Annotated in this window: 11 protein-coding genes; 7 read left to right on the top strand and 4 right to left on the bottom strand. The window is 34.3% G+C overall.

Annotated features, from left to right (window positions below):
* Nucleotides 1–8: 8 nt before the first annotated feature.
* The gene (locus tag V179_RS0109665) at nt 9–1133 is read right to left on the bottom strand and encodes an MGDG synthase family glycosyltransferase (protein WP_028391256.1); all 1125 of its coding nucleotides are present in this window, start codon (nt 1131–1133) and stop codon (nt 9–11) included.
* A 696-nt stretch (nt 1134–1829) separates the two neighbouring features.
* Complete coding sequence (locus V179_RS0109660) at nt 1830–2240, bottom strand: VOC family protein (protein ID WP_028391255.1); 411 nt, start codon at nt 2238–2240, stop codon at nt 1830–1832.
* A 456-nt stretch (nt 2241–2696) separates the two neighbouring features.
* On the opposite strand from V179_RS0109660, the gene V179_RS0109655 reads away from it, so the two are divergent.
* From V179_RS0109655 to V179_RS0109645, 3 genes are all read left to right on the top strand, one after another.
* Nucleotides 2697–3002 (top strand): monooxygenase, encoded by a 306-nt coding sequence (locus V179_RS0109655; protein ID WP_028391254.1) that lies wholly within the window; start codon nt 2697–2699, stop codon nt 3000–3002.
* A 913-nt stretch (nt 3003–3915) separates the two neighbouring features.
* Entirely contained in the window at nt 3916–4158 is a 243-nt protein-coding gene (locus V179_RS0109650; RefSeq protein WP_028391253.1) for an indolepyruvate ferredoxin oxidoreductase subunit alpha, read from the top strand.
* Between the two features lie 304 nt (nt 4159–4462).
* Nucleotides 4463–4801, top strand: coding sequence for a hypothetical protein (locus V179_RS0109645; protein WP_028391252.1), 339 nt, complete (start codon nt 4463–4465; stop codon nt 4799–4801).
* Between the two features lie 287 nt (nt 4802–5088).
* Here the strand turns inward: V179_RS0109645 and V179_RS0109640 are convergent, their stop codons facing one another.
* Nucleotides 5089–6255: a glycoside hydrolase family 18 protein gene (locus tag V179_RS0109640; protein ID WP_028391251.1), complete on the bottom strand. Its 1167-nt coding sequence runs from the start codon at nt 6253–6255 to the stop codon at nt 5089–5091.
* A 742-nt stretch (nt 6256–6997) separates the two neighbouring features.
* Complete coding sequence (locus V179_RS0109635; protein ID WP_028391250.1) at nt 6998–7921, bottom strand: MerR family transcriptional regulator; 924 nt, start codon at nt 7919–7921, stop codon at nt 6998–7000.
* Between the two features lie 381 nt (nt 7922–8302).
* On the opposite strand from V179_RS0109635, the gene purT reads away from it, so the two are divergent.
* From purT to V179_RS0109615, 4 genes are all read left to right on the top strand, one after another.
* Nucleotides 8303–9460 (top strand): phosphoribosylglycinamide formyltransferase 2, encoded by a 1158-nt coding sequence (gene purT, locus V179_RS0109630; RefSeq protein ID WP_028391249.1) that lies wholly within the window; start codon nt 8303–8305, stop codon nt 9458–9460.
* 256 nt (nt 9461–9716) lie between these two features.
* Nucleotides 9717–10490 (top strand): amino acid ABC transporter substrate-binding protein, encoded by a 774-nt coding sequence (locus tag V179_RS0109625; protein WP_028391248.1) that lies wholly within the window; start codon nt 9717–9719, stop codon nt 10488–10490.
* A 114-nt stretch (nt 10491–10604) separates the two neighbouring features.
* Nucleotides 10605–11261 (top strand): amino acid ABC transporter permease, encoded by a 657-nt coding sequence (locus tag V179_RS0109620; RefSeq protein WP_028391247.1) that lies wholly within the window; start codon nt 10605–10607, stop codon nt 11259–11261.
* Between the two features lie 15 nt (nt 11262–11276).
* The gene (locus V179_RS0109615) at nt 11277–12023 is read left to right on the top strand and encodes an amino acid ABC transporter ATP-binding protein (protein ID WP_028391246.1); all 747 of its coding nucleotides are present in this window, start codon (nt 11277–11279) and stop codon (nt 12021–12023) included.
* Nucleotides 12024–12057: the final 34 nt, after the last annotated feature.

Genomic DNA, 12057 nt, shown 5'->3' with positions numbered 1-12057 from the left:
TCTCCTCACTAAAGAACTGAATTTTTACGGTTGATCTGATTAATTGCAAAATCGGCTATGAGAGTAGAAGATTGTGGTTTGTGAATTTTATGTAATGCCCTTTTCATGTTTTGAGCCGATTCTTCATTACTAGATAACTCATGTACATGTTGAACCGTTTCCACTATAGAGTGGGAAATATTAGCCGCTCCATTCTTTTCAAAATGCCGAGCGTTTTCTCTTTCTTGCCCGGGGACTGGATTATAAAGAATTAACGGAATCTGCAACGCGGAAGCTTCAGTAAGAGTGATCCCTCCCGGTTTTGTAATTAAACAATCAGATATCGCCATAAGCTCATAGACTTTTTCTTCATATCCGAATAGACGAAAAGACTCGGGAAAGTGAACAGCGAGCGGCAGAAGCTTTTCGTATAAATTTTTGTTTTTTCCACAAACTGCTACAACATAATAGGAAGGATTACTCACTAGAAGCTGGCAAAGCTCTTTTACGTTCTTTAAAACACCTAGTGCTCCTGCAAGCACAGTAATCACTTTTTTATTCTGGTTAAAATTGTGTTTTTGGAAATAAGTTCTTTTATCAATATGCATTTCAAATTCTGGACGAATGGGTATCCCGCTTACCGTAATACATTTCTCATTTATATTTTGATTTAATAAAGAGCTTTTAACCGAGTCGGAACCTACAAAATAATGATCAATAAATGGATTTATCCAATAAGGATGAATACAATAGTCGGTTATGACAGTGTAAGTTGGAATGAAAAATCCGGATCTTTTGCTAAGAAAAGGTGCAGCATGAAGAGGAAATGTTGTAATGATAAAATAGGGTAGATGGTCGTTAATAAGTTCCTGAAGCCTTTTTCGACCTAAATATCGCGAAAATTGAGACAGCCCTTTAGAATTTACTTTTTTCGTTCCGTAGTAAAACCATTTATAAAAGGAAGGTCTATAGGAAACACTTTTGACTAGTAAAGATTGAGTAAAGGTAGCAAACGCTGGATAAGACTCACCGAATAAATCAGATACGATAGGTTCAAATCCTTTTTGTTTAAGTTCACTTGCAATGACATTTGCAACCTGAAGATGGCCATTCCCATAATGGGCTGTAAGGATTAAAGCGGAAGGACGTCGCAAAACTAAAACCCCCTCTTGTTTTTTTTAGAGTAACATGGCTATTTTAAGGAAATATGAAGGGACAAGGAGGATTTGTAAAGGGAATGAAAATATTTGATGAGATTTATGTGGAATTATAGGTTCAAACATGCCGTTGCTAGATCTTATATTGAAGGATAGGTCATATGGGGGATAATCAAAAAAATTTTGTGTAGGAAAGAAATATCCTTTTATTTTGAGTATCTAAGTATCGTAATGCACACTTTTACTACTGTAAAACATCAAAACCAAGAAATACAAACTTATTTAATCGGTTTTAGGAGAGAAGAACTCCCACTTCAAGGAATGTGAAGTGCATAGCCCAATGAGTAGGTGTGAGATGAATTACATTTTCATGTAGAAAAACACTTATCACTATGGTGCAAATCCTATTTACAATTAGTTCTTTGAAAACTGAAGAAATAGAGTTCAAGCAGGAATTGCGCCTGCTAGGTAAAATCTGCAATATTCTTGCGCCTCACACGTATCGAAGTTCTAAAGTAAGGCATGTTGGCAAGCTCACAACGTACAAGTTATAAAGCCCTAACCGCTGGAACGTGGTTAGACTAGTTAATAAATAGTCGATCCACCGGTGTTTGTAGGAATTCCCACTTCAAATTTGGTTAGAAAATTAAAGGGAAGGTAGTTCAATCGTTAAATCAATTAATAGTCATAACTTTAAGATTTGGTATAATTAAGGTCCCATATCATACCAAAAGGATCTTGCACTTTTGCAAATTTTGCTCCCCAAAAAGTGTCTTGTAGCTCCATAAGGATAGTACCTTTTTGACTTAGTCGTTTATAAACATTTTGAATTTCCGCTTCGTTCTCGAAATCAATTGTCAAAGAAATGTGGTTCCCAATTTCAACTGAATTACCGGGAAATGTATCTGAAACCATGAAAAATAAATCATCTTTTTTAAATTGAGCATGCATAATGCGATCATCAGCTTCTACTGGAGTTGGAAAGTCTGCTTCACCAAAGGTTTGGATACCAATGATTTCACCTTTAAAAATCTCCTTATAATATTCTAAAGCCTCTCTAGCCCTTCCACTAAAATTTAGATAAGGCGTAATCTGTCTCATCATTACCGCTCCTCATTTTTCATTTTTTGTAATTTGTTCAACAACTGCACCTTTGCATCAGATCATAAAAACCCCAATACCTATTTCATTTAAAACCAGATTTAACTCTTAAGGTAGACTTACAGAGAAAATAATGCCTCTAACTGTATATTTTACCGATGTCTACTATTATAACCACTAGAATAACAAAAACACAAGAATGTACGTTCGTATATTTGGTAATACGACCTAAAACAAGTAGCAAACCATTTTTGATGAAAAATTTTAAAATTACGACACGATAAAATCGTATTTAGAATTTGATATATTTTTTATAGGTAGTATACTTATTATACAAAAGGTGTTATCAAAAATAAATATTAAGGGTAATTTTGACGGTTTTCATAAGTCTTCATTTTACCTTTGTTTTAATGTGAAAGTACATTTAGTTAATTCATTACATAATAAGGAGAATACAGTATGGCATATTTATTACAAGTTGATTTTAAACATGAAGGACCGTATGGGGATGAGATGGCAAAAGCTTTCTCTGAATTAGCTAAAAGTATCAATGAAGAACCAGGTTTTCTTTGGAAAATATGGACAGAGAATCAACAAACGAATGAAGCAGGCGGAATTTATATTTTTGAGAAAAAAGAAGATGCTGAAAAATATGTAGATAAACACACTAAAAGATTGAGTGGATTCGGAATCACAAATGCAAACATGAAAATTTTTGATATTAATGAACGACTTTCTAAAATTACCCAATCACCTTTAAAATAACCAACTATGGCACTATTTAGGGGGGGATCGTACCTGAGCCCCCATTTGGGTGGATACACAAAGGGCTCGAAATGAGATTAGAGGACGCTTGCAAAATTATCTAGATAAGAATTGATATAAACATCCATCTTATACTTGGATTGCATTTTAGGGTTTGGTCCATTTGTTTTTGACTATTTACATCACCAAAGTATAAAACATTCTAAAAACCTTGGCCCTCACTTTGGACCAAAGGTTTTCTACATAAATGGCAGTAATTTTTTTCTATTTCATATTTAATTAACTCGATAGATTCTACATTAGCTTTTACGGAGATTTTCCCCCATTCACTAATATAAGGTCATATTTCTCAACGATTGCATTTATCTAAACAATATTAGAGCATAACTGTTACTTCAAAAGATTTCAAAATGCTTTCTATCTCACTTAAAATCCACAAACTCATATCACTCACAATAAATCTAAGTCTTTAATCTGTTATTAAATCTTTTTAACGTAATTCGTTTTCGAGATAAAACGAATGGTATACCTCCCATGGTCCTGCTCTATTTTAGATAAATCAACTATACATTCAATTTCAAATCCCCATCATTCCTTTATGACATTTACTATCCATTTATCAATAAACTATAAATAGTACAATCAAAGAATCTTAATTATACGATGAGATAAATCTTTGTGAATTTTAACAATGAACTTCCAAAATATAAAAAGGTGTACAGTATGTATTGGGTATATTTGTCAGATTTATATAATAATAATATTGAAGGGTTTAAAGAATAAATGGCGCGATACCGTGAAAAAATTTTTTATAATTATTTATGTTAGCACATTAAATTGAAGTACAAGCGATATATTCCGACACAAAGGCATACTTACGGAACCAAATACTCAAACTTGGAGGTAATTTAAAATGACATTTGTAATAACTTCACCATGCATAAAAGAGCTTGCAGCGGAATGTGTAGATGTTTGTCCAGTAGATTGTATTTCAAAAGGTGATAACCAATATTTTATTGATCCAGATATATGTATTGATTGTGGTGCTTGTGAACCAGTTTGCCCTGTAAAGGCTATATTTTATGAAGATGAGGTACCTGAAGAAGAAAGTGAATATATTCAAAAAGCCAAATCATTCTTTGGAACTAAATCATGATAAGTGTATTGTCGCTTAACACCAATCATAAAAAATTGACTATAATTTGAAGATCAAATAGTAAATATTAATAAGAAAGTAGCTGTTTCGAAAAGGAATATTTTTTCGGATCAGTTTTTTTATATATTTGGTCTGTACCAATTAAACCTTATTCTTTTTATGGTCCAATTAAGATGTTATCCCTTTGTAATAAAACTTATTTGTTATGTAACTTCATGGAAATAAAACTGAAAAGAATCATTGGTAATATTTTAAGAAGTGTTTTTTTTATGGGACATATTGAGTATAGTCGAGGGGGAGAAAGATGGAAACACATATAAAAAAAGCTTTAGACGAGTGGAAAGAAGAAATTAGTGAAGAATTAAATGTGATTGAAAAAGAATACGAAGAAGTTAAACGTGAACTTCAAGTTTATTCCTATAAATTCAATATTACTAAACAAGTAGTACAATCTACAATAAATGATGAAATAATTCGAGACATTCGGGATCTTTACCATAAGCCTTTTGAACAAAAAGTAAGCCAATTGAAAGAATCAATAAAAGAGCTTGAAGAAAAGAAAAAAGTTTTTCAAATGTTTGTTGATAAAATTGAAAGGGTAAGTGAAAAAGAAGAAGGAAAGCCTTATGTTTCTGTCATATAAGAAACATAATAGGTAACGTGAATTCTGCTTATTAACTAAAAATTGATAAAGTACAATTTCAATGAATCACAGACTAAATACACAACGTTCTTTATCTCCCACTTACGCTTTCTTGATTCCTCTAAGCCCTAAAGTGAGGGATTACTTGCCGTTAATGCGGAATAAACAGTGTCACTTCATCAGATCATTTAGTTAAATGTGAAAATGAGCGGTTATTCTGCTCATTTTCACACTTGAGCTTTTTTACATTATTAGAAGAACATTTATTTTGTGCAACTATTTAAGGTTTAATCTGTTCCTCTTTGTGTATCATCTTCTTTAAATACATAACTATCTTCAGCCTGTAATGCTTTGGAAATAACACCCGTCAAACTGTATAATCCTTCTGCGTCATGACCGGCCTCCCAAAGCATCATCCCACCAAATCCATGATCTAGTGCTAACTTTGTTTTCTTTAGAATGGTCTTGGCACCGTTGTAATAATATGTTGTTCCATTCATGTTCACAGTATCATGTTCAGCATTTTCTGGATTATTTTTTATTATTGCCGCGTAGGAAATCTGCTTAATGGAAGGATCTTCTGGCTGTGCATAAAACGGAATACCCAATACTAGTTTTTCTTTTGAAAGATTATGAGAATCAAACAGCCTAGTCCAATAGTTTACGATTTTCTCGTTAAACGGATATGGGGACAAGTTAGCAGCGTTATATCCACCATCCCACTGACCGTCATACGCCATTATATTTACATGGTCGACATATTGGAACATCGATGGTTCATATAGGACATAATTACTTTGAGTACCTGTAACACTATTAATTTTAGCTTGAACTGCAATTGACAATTCTTTGTTTTTATCATGAAGCTTTTCACTTAGTAATTTGATAAAACTAGTTAAATTTTGAGCATCCTCCCATGATCGAGGATGTTCAAAATCAATATCTATGCCATCAAGCTTTTCCCGTTCTACTATACTTATAAGCTCATTGACAAGCTTAGATCTCGATGTTGAATTGGCTATTGCCGACTTAAAATACTCATAGGATTCGCCACCCTGGATATGATACCACCCGCCTACAGCAAGTATAACTTTTGTATCATGCTCATGTGCTTTTGAAACCATTAGCCGTAAATTATTCAAAGCGGTTTCTCCATTAAGCAAAAGTCCACCATCCTTTGTAGGGTGTGCAAAGGAAAAGATAATATGTGTCAAATTATCGTAATCAACCAGATTGGGATCACGAAAATCCTGAATGTAGCCAATTAATACTTTGTCTTTTGCCGATTCTAACTTTGGCAGTTGCTTAGGAACAGGCTTTATAAATGATTCGGATGCTTGTTCCATTATTAACCCTTCTTGCTGACTATTAGTAGAAAATAATTTACCTGCAAAAAATCCACCTGTGAAAGTTATCGCCAATATTAGAGGTAGAAGGAATTTAAGATTTTTCATAGATGTATTCCTCCCCATACTTATTCAACATAAGAATTGTATCAATAAAATAGATAAGAAGGGGGTGGTAAAATCAAACATATCATAATATTAAGGAAGAAGGGGAAGTGGGTGTAGATGGGAAAGGAGACGAATCCTACTATAAAAAACACCTTTTAATCTTTTAAATAATTTAAGCAAAACGATCGCTCACGGAGTGTGAAGATTGAGATTCTAGAACTCAATTTCTATGAGTTTAAAGTATTTCTAGTGATGAAAATGATAAATAATACCGAATTATTGAAGTAGATGTACCTGACTCAAAAAATTGGAGAGCTTACTTAGCCTCAATCTACCAAAAGAATCATGTGTAAAACTCTAGAAATATAATAAACTTTAGACTGTATTATAGTTAACGCAGGGTTCACATTCAATAGATTTAGCAGATTTTTGATTGATGTAGGAATATTTATTAATGAATTATAAAATGGGATAATGCAGATAAGTTAAATTAAATTCAACATCTCTCATCACCAACAAACAGGAGATGTTTAATCAGTTTGCTACGGTAATAAGTATTAACTATAATAAAATTCTCATTGTGTTCCCAAATTTATTAACATGATACTAATAATAAAGAAATTTGGTATGGATAATAAAATTAGGCTATGTAAACAAATATTGTTGTCAAAAAAACAAATCATGAATTACATAGCCTAAATAAATAATTTCATTCAAATTAAGTAAGATCCTTTGTTTTTTCTCAAGACTTTAACTGCCACCATTTTTTCTTCTTTTCTTTAGCTGCTGCGGCGTCACGATAGGTTGATATCATAACTTTAAACACCTCTTCTATTTTTTTTATTTCACCGGTCGATTGTTTTAAATCGTTAAGTGATTCAATTAAATCATCCTGCCTAGTATCAAATGATTGCGTAATATGTCTTATTTCATCCTTTGTTTCCTGAACTGTGTTAGAGACTTTCTCTAGTACATTTTGATTCTCTATTTCAGTAACTTTAACAGTCAGATCCATTCGCTTCGAAAGCTTTTCGAAAGTAGCTTTCGAATCCTTCACAATGTCAACAGATAGGGCTGCGAATGTTTCAGAGGTACGTTCCGAAGCTTTCATAACCATCTCCGAAATTTCATGAACATCCACTTTTCTTTTATCATCTGATCTCTGAATAGATTTAGAGATTTCATCAACTGTTTGGAAAGAGACGTTTATAAACTCATTTTTGATCTCTTCAATGAGTACATTACGGCTTACGTCCATCTCATTTTTGATTTCTGATAAAAGATTCTCCTTAAATGTTTCCAAAGCGGTATTAAACTCTAACATATTGTCTGTCTGCTGCCCCTTAGATGTCTGAATGGATATCTCTTCTACTGGCGGAATCGTCATTTCGAATGTTTCGGAAGTAGGTTCTGAATCGATTTTCATATGTTTTTTTAATAATGAACGAATCATCCCTTTACTTATATCTTGTTCACGCATCTCTTTTATTTTATTAAGCAGTGTGATCTCTTTCTCTGTATAATATCTTGCACCTTGCTTTGTACGAGGAATAATAAGAAGACCTTGTAAATCCCTTTCCCACTGTCTAATTGTACCTGTTGGAATATTTATTTGCTTAGAAACTTCATTAATTGAATAGGCTCTTAAAATCTGGCTATTGTTCATATCTCCATTCCTTTCTATTTGGAAACTTAAATGGGGTTAATTTAAGTAATATTCTTTATTGAGGTTCACTTTTTCCTGCTACTAGACAAAAGCTTTCAAAAGAAGGGTAGATTCAACAAAAACTGTTATTTTAATGCGAAATTCGTCGTACCAAAAACTGAGTGTTTGCTATTTAATTTAATGAATGATCTTTTTCGTAAATAAGCAAAGAGGGCTCATGTGAAAATAAAAAAGTTTAATGAATATACGGGATTAATGAGTTTTTATGCGGAAAATAACTAGAAATTCTATCTTTTAGTTAAAAAAGACGAATGAATTATATTTATTAGCTGATAAAATTCGTGTATAATTCTTTTGACTAGAAAGTGGGGGGGGATTTATATGTATCAATCAAGAAAAATTCTATTATTAGGGTCTGGCGAATTAGGGAAAGAAGTCATTATTGAAGCGCAAAGACTTGGCGTTGAAACAATTGCCGTTGACCGATATGAACACGCTCCTGCAATGCAAGTAGCCGATCGAAGCTACGTAGTTGATATGTTAGATCCACAACAAATTCGAAAGATTGTCGAAACTGAAAAACCAGATTTAATTGTACCGGAAATCGAAGCCATTGCGACATCTGAACTTATTAAATTGGAAAATGAGGGGTATCATGTGATTCCTACAGCACGAGCGACAATGCTTACTATGGATCGCGAAGGAATTCGCCGCTTAGCTGCTGAAACTCTAAATCTTCCCACTGCTAAATATGCATTTGCCGACACATATAAAGAATTTGTACAAGGAGTACAAAAAATTGGATTTCCGTGTGTGATAAAGCCTCTTATGAGTTCTTCAGGTAAAGGACAAAGTATTTGTCGCTCTGTAATAGAATTAGAGACTTGCTGGGAAATTGCACAAAATAACGGAAGGGTACAAAACGGAAGAGTGATTATTGAAGAGTTTATTCAATTTGATTCGGAGATCACCCTTCTGACTGTACGTGCTATAAATGGAACAATGTATTGTGCTCCGATTGGCCATATTCAGAAAGATGGGGACTATATAGTGTCTTGGCAACCACATGAAATGACGGAACAACAAATCCAAGAAGCAAAGAAAATTGCCAAAACAATTACAGATGAGCTTGGAGGATATGGAATTTTTGGGGTAGAACTTTTCCTTTCGGGTGATCATGTCTATTTCAGTGAGGTATCTCCTCGACCACACGATACCGGTTTAGTAACACTTATCACCCAAAATCTATCAGAATTTTCTCTGCACGTTCGTGCTATTTTAGGATACGCAATCCCTGAAATTATTCAGAATACTTCAGGTGCCAGCCGTCCTTTAAAAGTAGAAGAAGAATTAGATAATTACAAAATTGGCGGATTAGAAGAGGCACTAACTGTACCTAACACAGAGGTTCGGGTATTCGGAAAACCTGTAACAACCGTTGGGCGTAGAGTTGCAGTGGTCTTAGCTGCTTCTGATAGCACGAGTAAAGCGCGTGAAAATGCGAAACATGCCTTAGATAAATTGAATATCCAAAAATAATTTTAGAAAGAACATAGGAAAACGTGCTATATAGAAAAGCAAGGGAATAATGGAGTGTTTAGATTTAACTGCTTCATTGATTAATTAATCGCTGAAGCAGTTATTATGAACAGACACTTTAGTGTGCTAATACACTAAAAAATTCGTTGACATTCGTTTAAATTTTGTGTTAACTTTATCTTATAATAATTTATCACTCTAATATTTTAATGAATTAAAGTATGTCGAATATTACTTAGTCAAAGGTGGTTTTTCAATGAAACGGATCGTAACTATTATTCTAGCTATCACAGCGGTATTCTCTCTACTTACAGCATGCTCCAAATCAGCAGAAAAAGAAGATAACACGCTAGTAATTGGGATCGATGATAAATTTGCTCCAATGGGATTCCGAGATAAAAATAATGATATTACTGGTTTTGATATTGACTATGCTAAAGCTGCTGTTGAAAAAATGGGAGCAACGCCTAAATTTCAACCAATCGACTGGAAAACAAAAGAATCTGAACTAAGCAGTGGAAGGATTGACCTCATTTGGAATGGATATACAATTACAGATGAACGTAAAGAGAAGGTACTTTTTACAAAGCCTTATTTAAAAAATGCACAAGTAGTTGTCACCCTGGCTAATTCAAATATTACTAAACTAGATGATTTAGCAGACAAAGTCGTTGGCCTTCAGTCTCTTTCTTCCGCAGCCGATGCCTTGAATGATAATCCAATCAAATCTAAGATCAAGACAATTACGGAGTTCGCCGACAATGTATTGGCTCTGAGTGATTTAAAGACTGGTCGTCTGGATGCGGTGGTCATTGATGAAGTGGTCATTAATTATTATATGTCTAAAGAGGAAGGTACATTTAAGATTCTCGATGAATCTCTTGCACCGGAAGAATATGGAGTAGGGGTAAAAAAGGGGAATGAAGCACTCTTAGAAAAGCTTCAAAAAGCACTTGATGAGATGAATCAAGACGGCACTGCTGCAAAAATCTCACAAAAGTGGTTTGGCGAAGATAAAGTATTAAAATAAGTTGAACAAATCGGGGATTTACATGCTGTAATAATGGGATAAACATAGCGAACAAATATGAGGCAAACAGGATTTCCTTAGGAAACCCTGTTTTGTTTTTGGAGGATTTATTTTATGGCAGATTATATCAATACAATGATTAAACCGATGCTAGAAGGAGCTCAGATTACGATTCTCTTGTTTTTAATTGCTATACTAGCATCGATTCCGTTGGGCTTCTTATTAACTCTAGCGGCAAAAAGCAGGATTAAGCCCATATCTTGGCTTGCTCAAACTTACATATATTTAATGCGTGGCACACCCTTATTGTTGCAGCTTCTATTTATATGCTTTGGACTACCATTGCTGCCAATAATCGGTGATTATTTAGTTCTAGATCGCTTTGTAGCGGCTTGTTTAGGCTTTATTTTGAATTATGCAGCCTATTTTGCGGAAATTTTCCGCGGTGGACTTCTAGCAATTGATAAAGGTCAATACGAAGCTTCCCAAGTGCTCGGGTTAAATAAATGGCAGACCATGACTCGAATTATACTACCTCAAATGTTTCGCATTGCACTTCCTGCGGTTTCTAACGAATCTGTTACTTTGGTTAAAGATACCGCATTGCTTTATGCTGTTGCCGTACCAGAATTACTACACTTTGCTCAAACAGCGGTGAACCGTGACTTTACGATTGTGCCTTTCTTCATAGCTGGTATCATTTATCTAATCATAACGCTTTTATTAACTATACTCTTTAAATGGCTAGAAAAAAGGTTCAAATTTGAATAAGAAGGAGTCGTGAATATGTCTATCATTGAAGTTTCCAACCTCAAAAAATCATATGGCGATTTAGAAGTACTAAAACAAATTACATTCGATGTAAATAAAAACGACGTGGTTGCCGTGATAGGACCTTCTGGATCTGGGAAAAGCACAATGCTCCGTAGTCTGGTCCATCTTGAAGAAATAAACAGCGGTAGTATCTGTGTATCTGGTGATTATTTAGTAAAGGATGGCGTGTATTCGAAATCACAGGAAATCAAGAAGATCACCTCCAAAATGGGTATGGTCTTTCAACATTTTAATCTTTTCCCACACATGACGGTCAAAGAAAATTTAGAAGTCGCCCCTAGAATGTTAAAAAAACAGCCGGCTCATTTGATCCAGCAACAAAGTGCAGACCTTCTGGAGAAAGTTGGGTTATCAGATCGGGCGACAGCGTACCCAGCAAATCTCTCAGGTGGTCAAAAACAAAGAGTCGCCATTGCCCGAGCTCTTATGATGAACCCTGATATTCTACTGTTTGATGAACCAACTTCCGCTTTAGATCCGGAATTGACAGGGGAAGTACTTCAAGTAATGAAGCACCTAGCTGAAGAGCACATGACGATGATTGTGGTTACCCACGAAATGGGGTTCGCGAAAGAAGTAGCCAACCGAGCGATATTTATGGATAACGGGGAAATTATCGAATCTGGTCACCCAGACAATTTGTTTACAAATCCTCAGTACGACCGAACGAAAGCTTTCTTAAATCGTAGTTTGAAATAATGGCGTAACTTTATCAACTAACTTTGCTATTATT

The organism is Bacillus cihuensis (genome assembly GCF_000504145.1).
Classification (GTDB): Bacteria; Bacillota; Bacilli; order Bacillales; family DSM-1321; genus Peribacillus; species Peribacillus huizhouensis.
This window is presented reverse-complemented; position numbering and strand designations above follow the sequence as displayed.